Annotated in this window: 22 protein-coding genes and 1 pseudogene; 13 read left to right on the forward strand and 10 right to left on the reverse strand. The window is 42.0% G+C overall.

Features of this window, described 5'->3' with window-relative positions; all coding sequences use genetic code 11:
- Positions 1-77: 77 nt before the first annotated feature.
- Positions 78-1199: a CaiB/BaiF CoA-transferase family protein gene (locus FTV27_RS05740; RefSeq protein ID WP_180077460.1), complete on the reverse strand. Its 1122-nt coding sequence runs from the start codon at positions 1197-1199 to the stop codon at positions 78-80.
- Between the two features lie 210 nt (positions 1200-1409).
- On the opposite strand from FTV27_RS05740, the gene FTV27_RS05745 reads away from it, so the two are divergent.
- Positions 1410-2420 (forward strand): AraC family transcriptional regulator, encoded by a 1011-nt coding sequence (locus tag FTV27_RS05745; protein WP_180005120.1) that lies wholly within the window; start codon positions 1410-1412, stop codon positions 2418-2420.
- Positions 2421-2470: 50 nt separating this feature from the next.
- Here FTV27_RS05745 and FTV27_RS05750 read toward each other — a convergent pair whose 3' ends face one another.
- Positions 2471-2770, reverse strand: a complete 300-nt coding sequence (locus tag FTV27_RS05750) for a hypothetical protein (RefSeq protein ID WP_257229974.1) — start codon at positions 2768-2770, stop codon at positions 2471-2473.
- A 176-nt stretch (positions 2771-2946) separates the two neighbouring features.
- Here FTV27_RS05750 and FTV27_RS05755 point away from each other — a divergent pair, with 176 nt between their 5' ends.
- From FTV27_RS05755 to FTV27_RS05765, 3 genes are all read left to right on the forward strand, one after another.
- Positions 2947-4152: an acetyl-CoA C-acetyltransferase gene (locus FTV27_RS05755; RefSeq protein ID WP_180077462.1), complete on the forward strand. Its 1206-nt coding sequence runs from the start codon at positions 2947-2949 to the stop codon at positions 4150-4152.
- Between the two features lie 10 nt (positions 4153-4162).
- A complete protein-coding gene (locus FTV27_RS05760) occupies positions 4163-6295 on the forward strand; it encodes a 3-hydroxyacyl-CoA dehydrogenase NAD-binding domain-containing protein (RefSeq protein ID WP_180077464.1) in 2133 nt (710 codons plus the stop codon).
- Positions 6296-6479: 184 nt separating this feature from the next.
- Complete coding sequence (locus FTV27_RS05765; RefSeq protein ID WP_078194261.1) at positions 6480-6818, forward strand: hypothetical protein; 339 nt, start codon at positions 6480-6482, stop codon at positions 6816-6818.
- 78 nt (positions 6819-6896) lie between these two features.
- Here the strand turns inward: FTV27_RS05765 and FTV27_RS05770 are convergent, their stop codons facing one another.
- Entirely contained in the window at positions 6897-7322 is a 426-nt protein-coding gene (locus FTV27_RS05770) for a GNAT family N-acetyltransferase (protein WP_257229975.1), read from the reverse strand.
- A gap of 11 nt (positions 7323-7333) precedes the next feature.
- A pseudogene (locus FTV27_RS05775) lies at positions 7334-8556 on the reverse strand (SAM-dependent methyltransferase).
- 107 nt (positions 8557-8663) lie between these two features.
- On the opposite strand from FTV27_RS05775, the gene FTV27_RS05780 reads away from it, so the two are divergent.
- The gene (locus FTV27_RS05780; protein WP_180077467.1) at positions 8664-9305 is read left to right on the forward strand and encodes a hemolysin III family protein; all 642 of its coding nucleotides are present in this window, start codon (positions 8664-8666) and stop codon (positions 9303-9305) included.
- A 145-nt stretch (positions 9306-9450) separates the two neighbouring features.
- Positions 9451-10764, forward strand: coding sequence for an MFS transporter (locus tag FTV27_RS05785; protein WP_078194265.1), 1314 nt, complete (start codon positions 9451-9453; stop codon positions 10762-10764).
- A 291-nt stretch (positions 10765-11055) separates the two neighbouring features.
- On the opposite strand, the gene FTV27_RS05790 is transcribed toward FTV27_RS05785, so the two are convergent.
- Complete coding sequence (locus FTV27_RS05790) at positions 11056-12066, reverse strand: metallophosphoesterase (RefSeq protein ID WP_180050311.1); 1011 nt, start codon at positions 12064-12066, stop codon at positions 11056-11058.
- 104 nt (positions 12067-12170) lie between these two features.
- Between FTV27_RS05790 and FTV27_RS05795 the strand changes: the two genes are divergently transcribed.
- Complete coding sequence (locus tag FTV27_RS05795) at positions 12171-13790, forward strand: phospholipase D family protein (protein ID WP_257223939.1); 1620 nt, start codon at positions 12171-12173, stop codon at positions 13788-13790.
- 44 nt (positions 13791-13834) lie between these two features.
- Here the strand turns inward: FTV27_RS05795 and FTV27_RS05800 are convergent, their stop codons facing one another.
- A complete protein-coding gene (locus tag FTV27_RS05800) occupies positions 13835-14659 on the reverse strand; it encodes a 1-acyl-sn-glycerol-3-phosphate acyltransferase (RefSeq protein WP_180077498.1) in 825 nt (274 codons plus the stop codon).
- Between the two features lie 410 nt (positions 14660-15069).
- Here FTV27_RS05800 and hflX point away from each other — a divergent pair, with 410 nt between their 5' ends.
- From hflX to FTV27_RS05830, 6 genes are all read left to right on the forward strand, one after another.
- Entirely contained in the window at positions 15070-16404 is a 1335-nt protein-coding gene (hflX, locus tag FTV27_RS05805) for a ribosome rescue GTPase HflX (protein ID WP_180077469.1), read from the forward strand.
- A gap of 43 nt (positions 16405-16447) precedes the next feature.
- Positions 16448-16819 carry a hypothetical protein gene (locus tag FTV27_RS05810; RefSeq protein WP_078190105.1) on the forward strand — a complete coding sequence of 124 codons (372 nt, stop codon included), beginning with the start codon at positions 16448-16450 and terminating at the stop codon, positions 16817-16819.
- Between the two features lie 10 nt (positions 16820-16829).
- Positions 16830-17504, forward strand: a complete 675-nt coding sequence (locus FTV27_RS05815) for an LrgB family protein (RefSeq protein WP_180077471.1) — start codon at positions 16830-16832, stop codon at positions 17502-17504.
- A 248-nt stretch (positions 17505-17752) separates the two neighbouring features.
- On the forward strand, positions 17753-18205 hold the full coding sequence (locus tag FTV27_RS05820; RefSeq protein ID WP_111884999.1) for a DUF2147 domain-containing protein: 453 nt from the start codon (positions 17753-17755) through the stop codon (positions 18203-18205).
- Positions 18206-18265: 60 nt separating this feature from the next.
- Positions 18266-18715, forward strand: a complete 450-nt coding sequence (locus FTV27_RS05825) for a DUF2147 domain-containing protein (RefSeq protein ID WP_180024994.1) — start codon at positions 18266-18268, stop codon at positions 18713-18715.
- A gap of 140 nt (positions 18716-18855) precedes the next feature.
- A complete protein-coding gene (locus tag FTV27_RS05830) occupies positions 18856-19302 on the forward strand; it encodes a DUF2147 domain-containing protein (protein WP_180077474.1) in 447 nt (148 codons plus the stop codon).
- A gap of 53 nt (positions 19303-19355) precedes the next feature.
- On the opposite strand, the gene FTV27_RS05835 is transcribed toward FTV27_RS05830, so the two are convergent.
- From FTV27_RS05835 to pdxA, 4 genes are read right to left on the reverse strand one after another with little or no spacing between them, the layout of a single operon-like run.
- Positions 19356-20201 carry a symmetrical bis(5'-nucleosyl)-tetraphosphatase gene (locus tag FTV27_RS05835; RefSeq protein ID WP_180024992.1) on the reverse strand — a complete coding sequence of 282 codons (846 nt, stop codon included), beginning with the start codon at positions 20199-20201 and terminating at the stop codon, positions 19356-19358.
- Between the two features lie 6 nt (positions 20202-20207).
- On the reverse strand, positions 20208-21020 hold the full coding sequence (rsmA, locus tag FTV27_RS05840; protein WP_180024991.1) for a 16S rRNA (adenine(1518)-N(6)/adenine(1519)-N(6))-dimethyltransferase RsmA: 813 nt from the start codon (positions 21018-21020) through the stop codon (positions 20208-20210).
- A 30-nt stretch (positions 21021-21050) separates the two neighbouring features.
- A complete protein-coding gene (locus tag FTV27_RS05845) occupies positions 21051-21908 on the reverse strand; it encodes a pilus assembly protein PilJ (RefSeq protein ID WP_180077476.1) in 858 nt (285 codons plus the stop codon).
- Between the two features lie 21 nt (positions 21909-21929).
- Positions 21930-22913, reverse strand: coding sequence for a 4-hydroxythreonine-4-phosphate dehydrogenase PdxA (pdxA, locus tag FTV27_RS05850; protein ID WP_180077477.1), 984 nt, complete (start codon positions 22911-22913; stop codon positions 21930-21932).
- Positions 22914-22957 lie beyond the last annotated feature (44 nt).

Below are 22957 nucleotides of genomic sequence, written 5' to 3' on the forward strand. Positions count from 1 at the left end.
ATATTTACATAGATGTTTATCTAATTAAGAGATTTTAAAGGGTTTATTGTTTAACTTATCACCTTTTTTTATACCATTCATAACCAATTATCCGCACCTAAAGTTTTACCCACATGGGTATAAATCAATGCTGATCTAGAAAATTTAATCGGACATGTCAGTTGAGTTTGTGTCATTGTGTCGCCTTCTTGTAGCGGAACTTCAACACACCAATGCCGCTCTTGGGCCAATTGTGAATTTAGAGCTTCGTCCAAACTTAAAACTGGTTCCACACAGACATCTTGAGAGGCAAAAATCTTTTTCCACTCAGCCCATGTTTTGGTTAGTATTTTTCGGGCAATTGCATGCTTAATTTCAGTCTGGTCTTGCGGATCAAATGACATGCCTTGCGTCGCTAAAGCGGGTAAATCGAGAATTTGCGCCAATCCATGTAAAAACTGTGGCTCCAAACCACCTATAGACAGATAACGACCATCTTGGGTTCGATAATAGTCATAGAAACTTCCGCCATTCAGATGTGCCGTCTCTGCCGCGGTTACCGCATTGGCAGCCAATACTCCTGCTGCAGCCATATTGTTCAATGCGACGGCACAATCGGTCATGGAAATATCAATATATTGTCCTAAACCGCTACGGTAACGCTCAATCACCGCAGCTAAGATGCCAGTAAGCGCATGCATTGATCCGCCTGCGACATCGGCAATTTGAATCCCCATCGGTGGCGGGCCACTGTCTTGGCGTCCGCTATGACCTGAAATGCCCGATAAAGCCAAGTAATTGATGTCATGCCCTGCGCGGTCTTTATAATGTCCGGTTTGACCATAACCCGTAATCGAGCAATAAATAAGTCTCGGATTAATTTCGGCCAAAACTGCATAATCCAAACCCAAGCGTTGCATGACACCTGGACGAAATTGTTCTACCACGATATCAAAATCTGAAATTTTGGCTTTGATCAATTCAATACTTTTCGGATCTTTTAAATCTAATGCGATGGATTGTTTATTGCGATTTAAATAACTATGCGCTGTGGCTTGCCCATTGGCATAAGGTGGCATCAAACGAACTAGATCGGGACGCGTCGGTGACTCAATATGCACAACTTCCGCACCCATGTCAGCCAAATACAAGGTCGCAAATGGCCCTGGGAGTAATGTCGAAAAGTCGAGTACTTTCAATCCTTTTAAAGCAGCTTCCATGGATATTTTTCTCTAATTGTGTAGATTTTTTATCCATGGTAGAAATATAAAATGATTAAAACAATGTCATGTTCAGCCATTTACCTTGATAGTTTCGGCAATTTACCATGTAAAAATGGTAAAACCGCTGTTGTAAATTGCCATGATTTCTTTTTTTAGCGTCATTTAGGTCAAACATTTGTGAACATTAAAGAGACTGAAGGATTAAACATGAGTCGTGATACGATCAGTATCCATTTCGTCAACGCAGCCTTAACTGGTGTGAGACGTCTCGGCATGGATGTCGAAACTTTATTGTCTCATGTTGGCATTGAGGCTGAACTTCTACGCCAACCCAAAGCCCGTATTTCACCTGAACAATACACACGTTTTATTAAAATGTTGTGGATGGTGACTCAAGACGAACATGTCGGTTTTGATATTCAACCGCGCCGCCTGGGTACTTTTGCCATTATGTGCCAATTGATTATTCATGCAAAAACCCTCGGTGATGCACTCGAATTGTCTTCGCAGTTCTACAAACTGTTTGGCGATGAATGGTCGGTGACACTAGAACGTGATAAGCACGAAGCACGTTTAGTTCCTCAAATTCCAAAATCTATGGACCCAGACCATTTCATTACAGAAAGTATGCTGATGATTTGGCATGGTCTCGCTTCTTGGTTGATTGAACGTCGTCTGCCTTTAGAGCGTGTTCACTTCGGTTATGAACGTCCTGAACATGCTGACGAATATGATGCCTTGTTTTTTGCACCTGTCATGCAGTTTGATACGCCACGAACTGAGATCACGTTTGCAGCGGATTATTTAGATTTACCCATTCGTCAAAACGAAGAAACGCTTGAAGAATTCTTAAAAGCGGCTCCTGCACAGTTATTGGTTAAATTTAAAAATACCAATTCATTAACATCTCGTATCCGTGATGTGCTGAAGAGTCAAATTGGCGAAGAAATGCCAACCTTGAACGATGTTGCGTCAATGCTATATCTATCACCGCAGACACTTCGTCGTCGTTTAGCCGCTGAAGGTAAGAGCTACCAAGGTGTAAAAGATGCTTTACGTCGAGATGCTGCAATTCACTTATTGCTTAATCCGGACTTAACGCTTGAAGATGTTGCACAGCAAGTCGGCTTTAGTGAAACCAGTACTTTCCACCGTGCATTTAAAAAGTGGACCGGTGTAACACCAGGCCTATATCGCCAATTACATGGTTATCACTAAGCAATATTCAAAAATAGCATTCTCTAAAACCTGATCTCGATCAGGTTTTTTTATTTCGGAAAATCTGCACGTTGTTTTTGACAAAGCAATGGATCGACGGGCGTGATCACGCGTTTGCCATCCTGTATCCGATACATTTCTGCCTTGGTCACATGATCATTTCGATCATACTTACAAGCTAAACCGCCCGTCCCCTCATCTGAGGGATGAATGCCATAGATCATATAAATATAAAAACCGATCAAGCATACAAAACCTAAGCAGCCTACTAGTACTAACCAAGCCAGACCTTTCAACACTCGCTTCACATTTTTATGCATAAGCAGATCTTCAATATGTACTGAATCCATAGCAACTGATCTTAACCGATCCTCGCTTTCAATATGCAGGTTGATTTTTATCTTATTCAGCAGCAAGCGTTGACCAAAAATATCAAACGACTCGCCCGTTCTCATCATTGCACTAGGTTGATTAATCCGTACACTCAAAAAACCAATAAAAATTTATAGATCATAGGGACAGGATTATGAGCGAGGCTTACATCATTGATGCCATTCGCACACCGCGCGGCAAAGGAAAAAAAGACGGTTCACTACATGCCGTTAAACCGATTAGCCTACTGACCGGTTTATTGAACGAATTACAAAACCGACATCAATTTGACACCGCTGCAGTTGACGACATTGTACTGGGCTGCGTGACCCCCATTGGTGACCAAGGTGCAGACATTGCAAAAACCGCAGCCATTGCAGCAGGTTGGGACAATGATGTGGCAGGCGTACAAATCAACCGTTTTTGTGCATCAGGTTTAGAAGCTGTGAATATGGCAGCGCAAAAGGTGCGTTCTGGCTGGGAAGACCTTGTGGTGGCTGGCGGTGTAGAGTCGATGTCTCGTGTGCCGATGGGCTCAGATGGCGGTCCTTGGGCGCTTGACCCTGAAACCAATATGGCCTGTGACTTTATTCCACAAGGCATTGGGGCCGATTTAATTGCCACCATTGACGGTTACAGCCGAGCAGAGGTGGATGCCTTTGCAGCCAACTCTCAGCAAAAAGCCGCAGCAGCTCAAGCCAATGGTTATTTTGACCAATCTGTCGTTCCTGTTAAAGACAAAGCAGGCGTGACAGTTTTAGCCAAAGATGAATTTATTAAACCAACGACCACAGCAGAAGGCTTAGGCAAGCTCAACCCAAGTTTTGCCATGATGGGGCAAATGGGCTTTGATGCCATTGCCTTGCAAAAATATCCTGAAGTCGGCGCAGTCAACCATGTACACCATGCGGGGAACTCATCGGGCATCGTTGATGGTGCTGCCGTAGTATTGCTTGCCTCTGAAAAAGCGATCAAAGAACAAGCCCTAAAACCGCGTGCCAAAGTGCTTGCCACTGCATTGGTGGGTGCAGACCCAACCATTATGCTGACTGGCCCTGCACCTGCTGCACGTAAAGCCTTAGCCAAAGCTGGCTTAACCATTGATGATATTGACCTATTTGAAGTGAACGAAGCTTTTGCAGCAGTCGTGATGCGTTTTATTACCGAACTCAAGGTGGACCCTGCCAAAGTCAATGTGAATGGCGGCGCAATTGCATTAGGACATCCGCTAGGTGCAACAGGTGCCATGATTTTAGGCACACTGATGGATGAACTGGAACGCCAAGGTAAAAAACGCGGTTTAGCGACTTTGTGCGTAGGCGGCGGTATGGGCATCGCAACGATTATTGAGTTGGTATAAGGAGACTAAAATGAGTGCAATTCAATTTGAAAAAAATGCCGACAATATCGTCATTTTAACTTTAGATTCTCCAAACCAATCTGCCAACACCATGAATGCAGACTTCCGCACGGCACTGGCTGAAACGGTAGACAAACTGCAAGCAGATGAAAATATTGTAGGGATTATTTTCCGTTCCGCAAAAAAAACCTTCTTCGCCGGCGGTGATTTAGACGAACTGATTCAAGCTACACCTGAACATGCGACTGAATTCTTCAATATGATTGAAGAGATGAAAGCTAAATTGCGTTATATCGAAACACGCGGCATTCCTGTTGTTGCAGCCTTAAATGGCACAGCGCTGGGCGGTGGTTGGGAGTTAGCACTCGGTTGTCATTATCGAATCGCACTGAATGATGCTAAGGCGAAATTTGGCTTACCAGAAGTAACTTTAGGCTTACTACCGGGCGGTGGCGGTATTGTACGTATGGTCCGTTTATTGGGTCTGCAAAATGCATTTCCACTCTTAATGGAAGGCAAGCAAATTGGTGTCGAAAAAGCCAAATCATTGGGGCTGATTCAAGATACTGTAGATAGCCTTGAAGACCTGATGGACAAAGCCATTGCTTGGGTCAAAGCCAATCCAAAATCACAGCAGCCCTTTGATGTAAAAGGCTATAAAATTCCGGGCGGTACGCCATCGACTCCTGCTGTGGCGCAAATGTTAGCAATTGCCCCCGCTATGCTACGTGACAAAACCAAGGGCTGTTACCCTGCGCCTGAAGCCATTATGTCAGCTGCGGTTGAAGGCGCTCAGGTAGATGTCGATACGGCGCTCACCATTGAATCACGTTACTTTACTTACCTTGCAACCGGTCAAATTTCTAAAAATATGATCGGCACCTTCTGGCATGGTCTCAACGCTATTAAGTCTGGTGCAAGCCGTCCAAAAGACGTCGCGAAGTGGCAAGCCACCAAAGTTGGTATTTTAGGCGCAGGCATGATGGGTGCAGGCATCGCTTATGCCACAGCATCAAAAGGCATTGCAGTTGTACTCAAAGATGTTTCTGTTGAAGCTGCTGAAAAAGGCAAAGCCTATAGCCAAAAACTGCTAGATAAAAAAGTATCTCAAGCTCGTTTAAGTGCAGAAAAACGTGATCAAGTCTTAGGCCTGATACATGCCACTGCAGATGCTGCCGAATTACAAGGCTGCGACTTGATCATTGAAGCGGTATTTGAAAATGTCGAACTCAAAGCCAAAGTGACACAAGAAGCAGAAGCCTATTTGGCAGATGGCGGTATTTTTGCATCCAATACCTCAACTTTGCCAATTTCAGGCTTAGCCAATGCATCTCAAGATCAAGCTAAATTTATCGGTCTACATTTCTTTAGCCCTGTCGACAAAATGCAATTGGTCGAAATTATTAAAGGTAAAAACACATCAGCAGACACTTTGGCTAAAGCCTTTGACTTTGTGCAGCAAATTGGCAAAACGCCAATTGTGGTGAATGACAGCCGCGGCTTCTTTACCAGCCGTGTCTTTGGCACCTTTGTGCAAGAAGGTTTACGTCTATTGGCTGAAGGCGTACACCCTGCCCGCATTGAAATGGCAGCTCTGAAAGCTGGCATGCCTGTAGGCCCATTGGCGATTCAAGATGAAGTGTCTTTAACACTCTCTGAGCATGTTGCGGCCGAGACACGTAAAGCCTTGCAAGCCGAAGGCAAAGACCTACCACGTTCAGGTGCGGATGAGGTGATTCAGACAATGATTCATGAGTTCGGACGTAAAGGTAAAGCTGCCGGCGCAGGTTTTTATGAATATCCTGAAGGCGGTAAAAAGCACCTCTGGGATGGCTTGAGCAAATGGCAGAATGATAATGCTATTTCTGAACAGGAAATGATAGACCGCTTCCTGTTTGTACAGTCACTTGATACCTTACGCTGCCTAGAAGAAGGTGTTTTGCAGTCGACAGTCGATGGCAATGTCGGTTCAATCTTCGGGATTGGTTTTGCCCCTTGGACAGGTGGTGCACTTCAATTTTTAAATCAATATGGTTTGGAAAAAGCGTTACTTCGTGCCAATACACTAGAAGCAAAATATGGCGAACGCTTCAAAGCACCGCAATTGCTGAAAGACAAAGTGGCGAAAGCTGAGCAGATTTAATTATTCATTTTGAGCATGCAAATTTTGCTGTTCAATCACATCAAAAGGAGCTTCGGCTCCTTTTATTTTTTCTTCGCATTCGCGTGTTTGCAAACAAGTCTAGATTTTACGCGAACTCTCATCTGTTTTATGTTATAAAGTAACAAGTTTTTTGATTTCTTTTTATCCGATTGAGTAGCTTGTTATGACTGATCATACTTCTCCTGAAAAATCACCGTGGGGCTGGAAGGCACTGATTATCTTCTGTATTTTAGGTGCGCTATTCATGGGTATTTTCTGGCTTGCTGTGACCAATGAACCAGACTATATGCCGAGCCAACAGAAAAAAGACAATACTCAACAGCATGCATTTAAAAATGCCCCTGTGATGTCAGAAGAAGCCTTGAAAAAGGCGCAAGCTGATCAAGCAGCTCGTGAAGCTTCTGCGCCGACTGCAGCAGATATGCAGATGACTGAAGAACAACATGCACATATGGATGACATGAGCCCTGAACCTACTGCATCGAATGATCATGGTCACTAAGCTTTGACCTCATCTATATAAAAAAAACGCTTAAAATATTAAGCGTTTTTTTATTTATAGATGTCCAATTTTACGTATTTAAGCCAAAGCCATGTACATATCTTGATGCGGAATACCACAATCTAAATATTCATCACCTTCAACAACAAAACCTAAAGCTGCATAAAACGGTATAGCATGCACTTGTGATGATAGTTTTAAATATTCACGTTGCTCTAATTTCGCTTGTTGAATGATGGCTTGCATCAAGATTTTACCAATCCCCTGACCGCGATAGGCCTTTAAAACAGCAACACGACCTATACTGTTATTTTTCAACAAACGTGCAGTTGCAATAGCTTTCATCCCATCATGAACAATAAAATGCAGTGAAATCGCATCTTCTGCATCCCATTCATCTTCGGGCGATATCTGCTGTTCTAAAATAAAGACCTGTTCACGTATCGGCCGAGCTGCAGATGCCAGTTGCTCCCACGGACCAAATTGAATATTTAACTGCTGCATCCCTTCATCCTTTAGCATTTACAGCCAATATCTTGCTGGTCCCATTGATCATTCAACAATAATTCTAACGAATGCTTTTGAATGCCATACATGTCTTTTAAAGCTTGGATCTGCGCCAATACCGCTTGATCAGGTTCGACATAGTCTGCACGTTTGGTTGCCAAGATCATTTTATTTTTACTAGTATGTTCAAGTGCCACAAATTCAAAGACTTTGGTTTCATAACCATATGCTTTCAATAAAAGTGCACGAATCGTGTCAGTAAGCATCTCTGCTTGCTGGCCTGCATGAATACCAAATTGCAACATCGGTGCAAGTACTTGCGGCGCTTTCAATTGCGGACGCAGTTCTTTATGACAACACGGCGCACACATGATCATTTGCGCATTTAATCGAATGCCGGTATGAATCGCAAAGTCCGTTGCCACATCACAGGCGTGCAGCGCAATCATGATATCTAAGCGCTCAGGCGCATAGGTACGAACATCGCCTTGGAAAAAATCCAGTTGGCTGAAATTCGACTGCTGAGCAACGCTTTGGCAAAATTCCACCATTTTTGGATTCAGCTCAACCCCAGTCACTTTAGGCACTTGCTGGTGTTTTGCTAAATAATCATATAATGCAAAAGTTAGATATCCCTTGCCTGAACCAAAATCTACAACATGTAGAGATTGATCAGTCTCTTTAATCTGACCTAAAGCGCCTGAAAAAATTTCTACAAATTTATTAATTTGTTTCCATTTACGCGCCATGCTCGGAATAATTTGTGCTTTTGCATCCGTAATACCGAGTGGCTGTAAGAAATAACTGTCTTGATCGACATAGCGATGTTTTGCTCGATCATGCCCTTGCTGCTCCGTAGGATTTTTCCCTAAAGCAGGCTGCTTTTTGCTAATGCTTAGCATGGCTTTCTTTTATTTTTCTTAAGCTGAATTTCTTCATCTAAGGTCATCAGGTTGGCTTGCTTACAACAACTCAATAAACTTTCGACTTGTTGATATGCAGCTGCCATTGGATAGTTTTTGGTGATGTCTTGGGTTTTATAACGATATAAACAACTGAGAAATGACTCACCTTGCAGCGAAATGACTCGCAAGGTCATTTTTTCTAATTGGTCTAATTCACCTTTATACTGACTCAAAATCATGCGATCAAAACGCTGTGTTTCAATGGCTTGCTGAAAGGCCGCTAAAAATTGCTGCTCTTGCGTAGAGGGAGAAGCCAAAGATGACATAATATAAACCTAGATAAATTTGCAAAACAATTTTAAATCTTCTTACACCAAAAGCAAAATTGAATTACTATACACTTGTATATTTAAATTATTATAAAAGATACGTTATGAATGCTCCCCACCTTTTAGCTTATGACCCAGCTGAAGAAAGACTGAATTTCTATACCCATGCTTTCGGTGCAGCGCTGTCTGTCATCGCAGGTATCCTACTGATTTTAAAAGGATCATATCTTCCAACTGGACAATGGCTTGCACTTTGGGTGTATGCATTCAGTATGCTGTTATTGTTTTCAGCCTCGAGTCTATATCACTTCGCAGAATCTCCTGAGCGCCGTGGTTGGTACAAAAAACTCGACCATACCGCAATCTATTATTTAATTGCAGGTACTTACACCCCGTTTCTGGCAATCGCATTGCCTACCGCAAAAGCGCATTATTTACTCATTGCACTGTGGGTCATTGCTGCAATTGGAACACTATTCAAATTAATTTTCATTCATCGTTTTCAAAAGATTTCGTTGATTGCCTATTTGGTGATGGGATGGCTTGCAGTACTGGTAATTGATGATATGCAACGCTTTTTATCTGATCAAGCTTTAACCTACCTGATCATTGGCGGGCTATCTTATACAATCGGTGCATTGTTTTATGCCTTAAAAAAGGTAAGATATACACACGCTATCTGGCATATTTTTGTATTGATAGGTGCAGGATCACATTTCCTGTCGATTTATCTTTACGTGATATAACCCACTGACACTGCATTCTTTAGTGACCCTAATCCCGCAGTTCGTAAGTTGGTATTTCGTATTTTTTTAAGAAATTACGCCTTTTTTAAAAAGATTACGCTTTTAAAACTAAGTTCAATTATTTTTAGTAAGTGTAAGGTCCACCATGGCGTCTTCAAGTGCTGCTGCCACTGAACAGCAACCAACAAATTCAAAATTCCGCGTACTTACAGCAAGTCTTGTAGGTACCACAATCGAATTCTTCGATTTCTACATCTATGCAACTGCGGCTGTAATTATCTTCCCGCATCTGTTCTTCCCTGCAAGTACAGATCCAACAACCGCAACAATTCAATCTTTAGCAACGTTTGCGATTGCCTTTATTGCTCGCCCGATTGGTGCAACATTCTTTGGCCATTTAGGTGACCGTATCGGTCGTAAAGCCACATTAGTTGCCGCTCTCCTCACCATGGGGATTTCAACGGTATGTATCGGCTTGCTTCCAACCTATGCTCAAATTGGTATCGCTGCTCCGCTCATGCTTGCACTTTGTCGCTTAGGTCAAGGTCTTGGTTTAGGTGGTGAATGGTCAGGTGCCGTGCTGCTTGCAACTGAAAATGCGCCAGAAGGCAAACGTGCTTGGTATGGTATGTTCCCTCAATTGGGCGCGCCAATCGGCTTTATTCTTGCAACAGGCTCATTCTTGACCTTAGGTCACTTCATGTCTGAAGCTGAGTTTATGCAATGGGGTTGGCGTATTCCATTCATTGCAAGTGCGCTATTGGTTATTGTCGGTCTGTGGATTCGTTTAAAATTACATGAAACACCAGCGTTCCAAAAAGTTTTGGATAAGCAAAAAGAAGTAAATATTCCGTTCAAAGAAGTGATCACTAAGCACTGGGGGATGTTAATTCTCGGTACGATTGCCGCGATTTGTACATTCGTTGTGTTCTACTTAACCACAGTATTCGCTTTACAATGGGGTACAACCCAGCTTGGTTACACACGTGAAGAATTTTTAAAACTTCAACTGGTTGCCACACTTTGTTTCGCTGCCTTCATTCCACTTTCTGCTGTATTTGCTGAAAAATTTGGTCGTAAAACGACTTCGATTGCGGTATGTGTTGTATCTGCATTGTTTGGCTTAGTCTTCTCAAGTATGCTTGAGTCTGGCAGTACTGCGATGGTGTTCTTATTCCTATGTATCGGTCTTGCGATCATGGGTTTAACCTATGGTCCAATTGGTACGGTATTGTCTGAAATCTTCCCAACGTCTGTACGTTACACAGGTTCAGCTTTAACCTTTAACATGGCTGGTATTTTTGGTGCATCTTTCGCGCCATTGATCGCAACTAAACTTGCAACTGGCTATGGTTTATATGCAGTAGGTTACTATCTAACTGCAGCATCAATCCTTTCATTGATCGCGTTCTTAATGATTCGCGAAACTAAAAATGATGATGTGAATAATCAGGTTTAATCTGCACATAATAAAAAAGCCAGCACCTATTGCTGGCTTTTTTATGTCTCAAATTGAGTCAATGACCTGATTAGCTACTCTCTTGTTGACAGCATTTCGATTTAATTCATGAATACAGCTTAGATCCAACTGAGCAATACACATCATCTGTTCCAAGACACGGTCATTCACTTAATTTCAAACAGCAAATGAATGGCACGATTCAATTTTATTAACCAAACAAGGCCTGTAGCTCTACATCAAGAAGAACATTCACCAAACCGTTTAGCGATAATGAACGGTAGTTTTTGATTAAACCAACTCGATAATATCAATGGTCGGTGGCACAAGAAAACGAAAAGGTACACCAACCATGCCCGTACCGACAGTGACAAAGACATCTGCATTGTCATGCTGATATAGCCCTTTTTTATGGCCTAAAATCGACACTTTTTTCATTACATAATCGGTCAACCAAGGCAGTTGTACCTGCCCGCCATGGGTATGACCCGACAACATCAATGGTCGTCCTGGCAGTTTAGGTACCATATCGACGGTATCTGGATTATGCGACAAAATGATCCAAGGTTTATCTTGTGGCAATTCTGGCAAATAGCGCATATCGGCTTTACCAGCCCATAAGTCCCCAACACCTAATAAACGAAACTCATTAAACTCAACCACCTGCCCTTCGATATCCACCACATGGTTACTTTCTAATGCATGTTTTAACAGCGCTTGAATAGGCGGACCGGGATATTGCTCATCATGATTACCATTCACCGAATAAATCGGAGCAATAATTTTTTTTAGTACGGCCAGTTCTTCAGCTAACTTATTTTCTGGCTCATAAGTCCAATCCCCTGCAACCACGACCAAATCAGGATTTTGTGCATTGATTTTATCGACGATCATTTTTAACTGACGTTCATGACCCGAAAATAAACCAATATGTAAATCACCAATTAAGGCAATGCGTACAGGCTTTAATAACTGTCGTGTTTCATGCAATTGATATTGACATTTTTTCACCTGAATCATGTGCGGCTCGATAAATCGGGCATAGCACAAAAGCCCCGTAACAGCACCGACAAAAATCGCTTCATGTAGTGAATAATAGCCACTCCAGCCTGCATAAAAGCTAAAGAAGAATAAAGGGATAAGTAAATACGAAAGATAGAATGCCAACAAATGTACGAAGGCTTTAAACGGATGAATCGTTTCCGTGCGCGACTGACTTAACCAAGCTTGAGAAATTGCCCAAACGCCCAGCACAGCCAACCCGATATAAAAATACATCACTACGGAATCTAATTCCCACATACATTTGCTCTACAATTTGCCTAACGAGAAAACTCGGTCACTATATTTATCTTTTCACAGCTGACACTTATACTCAAATCAAATTTTTTAGTATGTCTAACAGTATGAACTCAGCTACACCGAAACAGCAAAATTTGCCCTTCATACACAACCACACTAAGGCGGTTTTGCTGAGTTGTAGCCTTGTTTTGACTTTATCTGCATGTAGTACCTTGCCTAAACAGCAAACTCAACCTGTGGAATATGCTTTTAATACCCCGACAGACGATACTAGCCTTGCGAAAATTGTGCTGCCGCTACGTGAACAAAATCCCAACTTAACCGGTTACCACGTTCTGTATGACCCATTAGAAGCCTTAGCGGCTCGAATCGAACTGATCAATAAAGCCGAAAAAAGTTTAGATCTACAATACTATATTTGGGATAACGACAAAATTGGTGCTTTGGCCCTGCATGCCATGATCAAAGCTGCAGATCGTGGGGTGAAAATTCGTTTATTGGTCGATGACAACAATGCCAAAAAAATGGAAGGCATTTATATGGCACTCGACCAACATGCCAATATTGATGTCAAACTGTATAACCCGTACCGCTTCCGACATTTCCGCCCTGTCGATATGGTACTGGATCTAAAACGCATCAACCGTCGTATGCACAACAAAAGCTTTATTGCAGACAATCAAATTGCTCTGATTGGTGGTCGCAATATGAGTAACCAATACTATAACGTCAGTGATAACTATCAATTTTCCGATGTCGACGTCATGTTGGTCGGTGCGGCGTCCGATGAAATCATTCATTCTTTTGACGAATATTGGAATGATGACTATGCCTTTCCAGTACGCCAATTGGTCAATCCACGCCACTATAGTTTGCGTTTTGACAGTCTCAAACGACAACTCGATGACTATAACCAAGAAGCCACTGTGGTTAATTATTTGGACTTAGCCAATCGTTCACATGCCTTTGATGACTGGCTCAACAATAAAATCCAATTTGACTGGGTCAAAGCCGAAGTCGTCAAAGACTCCCCGAGCAAAATCAAATCTAAAGCCAAAAAAGAAGAGCATCTCAACTTTCAGCTCCTCAACCGTTTAGATAAACCGGAACAAAGTGTCGATATCGTTTCAGCCTACTTTGTCCCAGAAAAAAAAGGGGCTGAACGCCTAAAAAACCTTCGTGCAGATGGCGTAAAAGTCAGAGTCTTGACCAACTCATTCCAGGCCAATGACGTACCATTGGTTCATGCTTTTTATAGCAAATATCGTCAAGACCTCTTGGAACACGACGTTCAACTCTATGAGTTTCTCTCTAGACCTGATGCAGAAAACCTCAACACCAATACCAAAGAGTTGGCGGAAAAATCTAAAGTTAGTCTAAAAGGTTTAAGCCGTTCAAGCCTGCATGCCAAACTGATGGCAATTGATGAAAAACAAGTCTTTATCGGCTCATTTAACTTTGATCCACGTTCAGCATATTTAAATACTGAAATTGGGGTATTACTGAATAGCCCACGCTTAGCCAAAGCCGTCCACTACACCATGGATGAAAATTTGAGTAAATATGCCTATAAGTTAGTGCTCAATGCAGACCAACAGATCAATTGGAAAATTAAGCTGTCAAATGGTCAAACGCGTATTTATCCACGTGAACCGAAAATCAAGTGGTGGCAAAAAGCGGGGGTGAAATTTATCTCTTGGTTGCCGCTCGAAGGCTTTATGTAAGGATTGTGCTGCAAAGGCATCCCCTTGCAGCCTGTATCATTAAATTATTTAGCTTCAACTGGAACTGGCGCTTTAAGAACTTTAGCTTGAAGCTCTGCTAATCCCTGATTCATTTTTTGCTGCACTTCTTGTGTCAGACTGTCAACAGTATGACCTGCCGAATCAATTGCGGGCAATGTCATCAGATGCGCTGTGACTTTCGGCATTTCTAAGACATTTTTGACATGTCGATCAAAGCTAATGTCTCCGACATAGGGCGCAATATTATCGAGTTCACCGTCCTGATTCACATAGCAAATTAAGCAAATTTGGACTGGACGTTCGGCTTCAATTGCCGCACCTAAAATACGACCATGAATTTTTTTAATTTTGCTGCCATCTGAAGTGGTGGCTTCTGGGAAAAAGAGTACCGGCGTATCTTGTTTTAAGAAGCCCGTAATTTGTTCTTTAATTTTAATCGAGTCGCCAGAGCCACGCTTAATAAATAAGGTGCCACCGCCTTTCGCCAAATTACCCAGTACCGGCCACTTTTCAATTTCAGCTTTCGCCAAAAAGAAAACACGTGCGCTAGAACCCAAAACTGCCACATCTAACCATGAAATATGATTACTTACCCAAAGGGCTGGTTGACGTGGAATTTCGCCATGCACTTTGACTTCAAGATTAAATACTTTGCATAACTTGCGACAAAAATACTGCACATAGCGGGTATTTTGCGGGTTATTCGGGTCTTTATACAATTGATGACGATAAACCAAATAAAAACCCTGCGTCACGGCAACAGCTGCTGCACCGACTTTTTTACAATACAAATAAATTTTTGAAAACACATTAATTTGCGGTGTATTGACGATTTGAGGTTGATTCATAAACGGTTCACTAAAAGGACACGGTGCCACAATTTGGCGTAAATTTTCATCATCATATACCGAAGACAGTTTTTTTGCATTGATCATAAAAACCGAAGTCGAAGATAATATTTTCCCATTTTAATCGTTTTTAAAAATCAAATATTATTTTTATATCGGTTTTAAAGGTTAAAATTATGAATCATTCATATTCAGACAATCCCCCTATTTCTTCATGACAAGCGTTAAAAGCCATTGCTGGTTTTTCATTGATATATGTGAGTGTGCTTTTCTTATTGGCGCTGAGCTTTCGAAGCTTTCTCTAATTGAATAGCACGACATACAGAACTTAGCCATTAATCCCTCACTTAGATTAACCCTCGCACTGCATTTTCGCCTAAAATGAATCTTTAAACAGGAGTGTGTGCTGAGTGGAAAATTTAAATCAACATCAAGCGAGCGGTGAACGCGTAATTTTAGTCAGTGTGGCAGTACAAATGCTTGCAGACCTTGATGCCGAAGAATTCCACTTACTTGCTCAATCTGCAGGTGCCAATATTTTGCAACATGTGCATGCTCAGCGTATTAAGCCTGATGCCAAATTATTTATCGGCTCAGGGAAAGCTGAAGAAATTGCAGAAGTAGTCGCAGAATATGAAGCCGAATTGGTCATCTTTGACCATGCTCTCACCCCTGCCCAAGCACGTAATCTTGAACGCATCATGCGTTGTCGTGTGGTCGATCGTACAGAATTAATTTTAGATATTTTTGCCCAACGCGCACGTACCTATGAAGGTAAATTGCAAGTTGAGTTGGCTCAATTACAACATATGGCTTCACGGCTGATTCGTAGTCGTGGCGATCTCGATAGCCAAAAAGGTGGGATCGGCCTACGTGGACCGGGTGAAACGCTGCTGGAAACTGACCGTCGTCTACTCAAGCTCCGTATGGGACAACTCAAAGCGAAACTTGAGAAAGTCCGCCAAACACGTATGCAAGGTCGTGTGGCACGTCAAAAAGCTGCTGTTCCAACCGTGTCATTGGTGGGTTATACCAATGCTGGTAAATCGACCTTATTTAATAATTTAGCAAAAAGTGATGTCTATGCAGCAGACCAACTTTTTGCGACACTTGACCCAACTTTACGCCGTCTACATTGGGATGGTATCGGCAACTTAGTTCTCGCAGATACTGTAGGTTTTGTGCGTAATTTATCGCACTCACTGGTCGAGTCGTTTAAAGCCACCTTAGAAGAAACGTTAGAGGCGACCTTATTGTTACATGTCATTGACTCCAGCAGTCCTGACATGATGGAACAAATCGAGGCTGTCGAAAAAGTACTGAAAGAAATTGGTGTCGATGTTCCGATTCTGCGCGTCTATAACAAAATTGATGTCAGTGGCGAAGATCCTAAAATCATCTATGGTAAGCCACATCAGCCGGAACGTGTCTATGTCTCAGCACATAGTGGTAAAGGTCTTCCCTTATTACGCCAAGCGGTTCAAGAGTGCTTAATGGGCCAAATTCAAAGCTTTGAAGTCCGTCTAAAACCAGCTTATGGCAAATTAAGAACACAACTGTATGCGCTCAATGTGATCCAAAATGAAAGTTATGATGAACAAGGCAACTTAATTTTGCACCTCATCATTGCCCCGCATAAGTTAGAACAACTGATTAAACAGGCGCATTTACACATCGAAGAAATCTTGGGAACGCGTGCGCAACAATTTCAACGTCCACTTGAAGAATTTGAAATTAAAGACTAAATCGGTTAAAACTTGATTAGTATAATTTTAACGAAAGACAAAAATGGACTGGATCAAGCGCATCGACTGGAAAGCCTGGATAGGCACTATTGCATTAATTATTATTTTCCGTGAAGGCGCGGTCTGGGTCATGAAGCAATTCAATCACCCAGAATTAGGCAATCTAGTCGGTTTGATTAGCCTCTTGATCGTGCTTTCATTTTGGAGAAAATTCAACAAAATTCCAGCCAGTTTGGTCGATACCAATAATAAAATCATGAAAGAAAGTGCCTTTGCCTTCCTACCCATTAGTGCAGGCTCATTGCTAATGATGATGCATTTAGGCGATGAAATTCCGATGTTTTTGATTGTTCTCTTTGTCAGTACCCTCATACCGCTATGGGTCTACGCAAAAATGTCTAAGAAATGGCTATAGGAGAATCAACATGCTTTCAATCATCTCTGGATTCATCATTACCCTGATCGCCTATCTTGTCGCAAAACCTATTAATAAAAAATTACCGCAAATCCCCGTGATTGTGATTGGGATGTTTTTCGTCATTGGTATGCTCTATCTTTTTGGCATTTCCTATGAAAGTTATATGGCACACGTGAATCCACTGTTCAATAACTTACTCGGCTATGTCACAGTGGCCTTGGCCATTCCTTTAGCAGCGATGCGCTACGATGACTTGCCATTAAAAGCCGTGGGCGGGATTTTAGTCTTTGCCAGTATCAGTGCCGTTGCCCTCCCTATGGGGCTGGCTTATTTATTGCATTTGTCTGATCCAACCATTATGGCTTTTGCTACACGGGCAGTGACCACCCCTATTGCCATCAACATTGCCACGCTGCTGCATTCCCCGATTCCTTTGGTGATTTTGATTGTGATTTTATCAGGGGTGATTGGCGCAGCATTTTCACCCATCATACTCAAAAATATTCATGATGAACGTGCATCAGGACTCGCCTTAGGACTTGCTGCACATGCGATTGGCACAGCTCAAGCTTGGCAGCGCGGCAGCATTGCTGGGCGCTATGCGGCATTTGGCATGGCGGTAAATGCAGTATTCACAGCAATCTGGTTGCCAACTTTCATACTCTATCTACAAAATATGTGACTGAGCAATCACTTTTAAATGATTGTTTTGTATAAAAAATAAACTTAATATAAATTCTAGGGTACACCACAACACATTGAACGATGTGCTGTGGATGTTACATTTTTGGTAAAGGCACTTTTGTGCAACATGTCAACTTTCCCGAATAAAATGTAAATATTTATGCTTAGAGTAGTTGCTCTAAGTTCAGATATTACCTAGTATGATCAATAAACCCTCACAAAGTGTATTGATAAAGGATTATTAATATGATCGAAAAAAGTTTGAAATGGGCTGCATTATTCGGTGCTGTAGTAACAAGCTCTGCACTTTATGCTCAAGATCTTACAGGGACTTGGCAACAAATTGACGATAAAACCGGTTCGCCTAAAGCACTGATCGAAATTCGAAAAGATGCCAAAGACACCTATACCGGCAAAATTGTGAAAGTGACGCCACGTCCGGGTTATACACCAAAGGAAAAATGTGTGAATTGCCCTGCACCTTATACCAACCAGCCTATTTTAGGGATGGATGTATTTAAGGGGCTGAAACTTGAAAGTGAAAATACCTACTCTCAAGGAAAAATTATTGATCCTTTAGCAGGCAAAATTTACAGCTTAAAAGGCAAAATTTCTGCCAATGGTAAGCGCTTACATTTACGTGGATATCTGGGGATTTCCGCGATTGGTCGTACACAGACATGGATTCGCGCTGAATAAATTTTGAATTTATTCAGTTAATTGATTTGATATAGGTGAACCACCTACAGGGAATATCTGATGAAAAAATTAAAAGTGAGCCTCTTATTCTTAGCTGCTGTAATGAGTGGTTCAGCTTTTGCTCAAGACCTTTCAGGGACTTGGCAACAAATTGATGATAAAACAGGTTCACAAAAAGCCATTATTGAAATCCGTAAAGAAAGTAATGGAACATTCGTGGGTAAAATCATTAAAGTGACGCCGCGTCCGGGTTATACGCCACGTGACACCTGCGTAAACTGCCCTGCACCTTATAAAAACAAACCGATTTTAGGCCTTGATGTGTTAACTGGTTTAAAACATATTGAAGGGACCAATAATTACGACAAAGGCCGTATTATTGACCCACTTTCTGGCAAAATTTACGACACAAAAGTTCGCTTAAATGCCAGCGGAAAACGTCTCACGCTGCGTGGCTATATGGGTGTATCAGCACTCGGTCGTAGCCAAACTTGGATTCGCCAAGAATAAGTTCAATGTTATAAAAACCGCCGCCATGGCGGTTTTTTTATGCCTAAGATATTCAAATTATTTTAAAAATAAAGTTGACTATTCTCGTAAACTTTCTAACATACGTGCTCATAAATCACGCTTCTAGGGGAAAAGCGATTATGTTTAAAAAAATATTATTCAGCCTTTGCACATTCGGATTGATGAATGTCGCATTTGCAAATGACATTACTGGCACGTGGCAACAAATTGACGATAAAACAGGAGCGGCCAAAGCGATTATTTCGATTCACAAAGAATCCAATAATACCTATACCGGTAAAATTATTAAAATTACACCACGTCCTGGCTATACACCACAAAAAAACTGTAATAAGTGCCCTGCGCCTTATACCAACCAACCGATTCTCGGCATGGAAATTGTTAAAGGTTTAAAGCAGATTAATAATACAAATAATTATGAAAAAGGTCGTATTATCGACCCTCTTTCTGGCAAAGTTTATGATGCTAAAGTGCGCTTAAACAACACAGGAAAACGTATTTCGATCCGTGCAAGTATTGGCGTTTCAGTCTTAGGTCGTAACCAAACTTGGATTCGTTTAGACTAATCCTCACACCAATAAAAAAGCCGCATCAATGCGGCTTTTTTATTTTTAAATACTTACATCACAGGATTATCGACCGCAAACATGTGCTGATCTTCTAAACGATAGGCCATCAACTGATTGCCCCAAACACATCCGCCATCCACATTTTGGATTTTTGCTGAAATGCTTTTTCCTTGTAAAGCGGCCCAATGACCAAAAAGAATTTGATGGGTCTGCGCTGCTTGTGACTCAAACTCAAACCATGGTTGAAAACCCTTCGGCATAGGGTCATCGAGTGAGTCTTTAAAACTGAACTCTAAACGACCTTCTGCATCGGTTAAGCGCATGCGGGTCAAATAGTTGGTAATACAACGTAAGCGCGCATGACCAGACAAATCATCCGACCATAGGTTCGGCTCTTTACCGTACATCACTTGAAGAAACGCATCGACCACATCAAAGTCGTCATGACCAATCACCGCTTCCACTTCTTTTGCCAAATCAGCGGTTTGCTGCGCAGTCCAATTCAAAGGAATACCCGCATGAGTCAAAATGGTTTGCTCATTCGGAAATAGACACAGCGGCTGCTTGCGTAACCAATCAATCAAATCATCACTTTCTAAAGCGTGAATCACATCATCGATATTGTCTTTAGGATTGATATCCTTAATACCGCGAGCGCATGCCAGCAAAGTCAGATCATGATTGCCCAGTACCGTCGCCGCAACTTCACTATCCACTAATTTTTTGATGAACCGCAAAGCGCCTATCGAGTTTTCACCCCGTGCGACGAGATCACCGGCAAACCATATAAAATCTTGGTCTGCATCAAACTTTATCTCTTTCAGTAAAGCTTTTAATGCTTCAAAACAGCCTTGAACATCACCAATGACATAGTTATAGCGAATATTGCGAGTCATAATTATTTAAGCCACCATTTGATCTGCTAATGCGACAAATTCTGCAAGTGTTAGGGTTTCAGGACGCGCCATTGGATCAACCCCTGCATTTTCAAAACCATCTTCAACCAACATGCCTTTTAAGCTGTTGCGTAACGTCTTACGGCGTTGAGTAAAGACATGTGAAACCAAACGCGCAAGCGCTTTTTCATTTTTCGCCACAATCGGTTTAACGGCATAAGGCTCTAAACGGAATACCGCAGAGGTGACTTTTGGCGGCGGATTAAACGAACCCGGCGGCACTTCAAATAAAAACGTCGGTTTACAGAAGTATTGGATCATCACCGATAAACGGCCGTATTCTTTAGTATTCGGTGAAGCGGTAATACGGTCCACGACTTCTTTTTGCAGCATGAAGTGCATGTCTTTGACTTTGTCGCCAAACTCCAAGAGATGGAACAGCAGCGGAGTCGAGATGTTATACGGCAAGTTGCCAACCACGCGCAGAGGACGGCCTTCGGCAAACAGCTCGGTAAAGTCATATTTCAGCGCGTCGGTTTCAACAATGGTCAAGCGCTCAGGATGCGGCACACGGCCCGGCAAACCTGCGGCTAAGTCACGGTCCAGCTCAACTACAGTTAGAGCATCACATTCACCAATTAAAGGCGATGTAAGCGCAGCAAGACCGGGACCAATTTCGACAATATTGTCACCAGTACGCGGATTTACCGAACGTACAATTTTGGCAATAACACGTTGATCATGTAAGAAATTCTGTCCAAACCGCTTACGCGTGTGATGCCCTTCATCTTTTGGGTTTAGGGCATTAATTTGATACATAAAATTCTCCGCATAGGTTTATTACAACGATTACTGACTTGATTCAAATTCACTCAAGCGAGCAAAAATTTCTTCGGACTTGGTCACATTATCCCGAGCCGCTTTAATTACACTGAGCAATGGCTCTCTTTGTTGCAACAAAGCCATTGTTTCAGATTTCATCATTTCTTCAGTTTCAGCCTCAATGGAGAGCAAACTTTCGCGCATTTCAGCATTGTTTACGCGCTCTACACCCAGTTCAGGATTACCACTCAGTTGAGCCTTCAAATAAAGATTGAAAGTTTCAAAATCTGCTAAAAAGTCATCTAAATCGTCTGGATGAATAGAATTCACATCAGTTAAATTCAGCAAAGAATCCAACACCCGTCCCGCAATAAAGACTTGATTTTTAGCAATAATTGCTTGCATTGCTGAATTGTTTGCTCTAACCATCATATCAGCCAGAAGGTTATATTCAGCTTGAATACCTGGAATGGTTTCACTTACAAGAAGTTGATATTCATATAGCGCACTCAGGCTATTTTGATGCTGTACAAGCAGATCAATATTAGCATTGATTGCCTGTCCATCTTGAAGCATTTTATCAGCACCATCACGATTCGCATATTTTTTATGCACCGCGGTCAGCGCTTGATTAAATTTTTGCTGATTATGTTTAAAGCCATCCACAGCACCCGGTAATGCAAAACGTATAAATCCTTCCGTCTGTTTTGGAATTTGCAGCGATAATACTTTTAATTCAAAAGAATGATGATCTGTAGCGAGCGTTGAACATGCTGACAGCATCAACGCTAACGCAATCCCAAAAAATGGGCGAATGATCGATTTCGCCCTAAGCATCTTGATATTTTCCTGTTTTATTTTTGATAATTTTTTACTATTATTCATATAAAATTCAAACCTTTATTATTAAGTTTCGTTATTTTTCGCACGTGCTAATTCTAAAGCCAAATCAACCGCCACCTGTAAACTCGAACTTTTAGCAAGACCAGTTCCAGCCAGTGACAGTGCTGTGCCGTGATCCACTGAAGTCCGAATAAACGGTAAGCCCAAAGTGATATTGATGGCTTCGCCAAAGCCCTGCGACTTTAACACAGGCAAGCCCTGATCGTGATACATCGCCAAAACCGCATCGGCATCTTTGAAATTTTCAGGGGTAAATAAGGTATCAGCAGGTAAGCTCAGGCTCATATTCACCCCTTGAGCGCGATAACGCTCTAGCACCGGATTGATCACTTCAATCTCCTCCATGCCCAAATAACCATCTTCACCCGCATGCGGATTTAAACCGCAGACTAAAATATGCGGATGATCTTTTTTAAATTTGGTTTTTAAATCATGAATTACAATATCAATGACTTGATGCAAACGTTCTTGAGTAATGGCATCGGCTACATCACGAAGCGGTAAATGTGTAGTTGCCAATGCGACACGGAGCGTTTTGGTCGCAAGCATCATCACGACACGATCAACGCCTGCAAATTCTTGATAAAACTCCGTATGTCCGCTGAAATAGATACCGGCATCATTAATAATCGACTTTTGCACAGGTGCAGTTGCAACACCTACACTTTTGCCAGACATCGCATAATCTGCAGAACGACGTAATTGTTCCAACACATAGGCTGCATTATTCACATCTAACTGACCTGCAATAACAGGTGTAGTTACAGGTACATGTTCCACATAAAGCTGACCTAGAGCTGCCGAACCCTCCTGCCCAACATAGTCAATCAGTTCAACTTCGAGCTTTAACTGTTGAGCACGCTTGAGCAGCAAATCTTTATCAATAAGAACCACAAGTGGCCTTTCATCTATTCGATTGGCTAAGCTCAAACAAATATCAGGTCCGATACCTGCGGGTTCACCGCTCGTGATATATAAAGGCAGCATGGGTCTATCCTGTGTGTGCAATAGCATTATTATACTGTGTGATG

It is taken from the genome of Acinetobacter sp. YH12251 (genome assembly GCF_013417465.1).
Lineage (GTDB): Bacteria > Pseudomonadota > Gammaproteobacteria > Pseudomonadales > Moraxellaceae > Acinetobacter > Acinetobacter amyesii.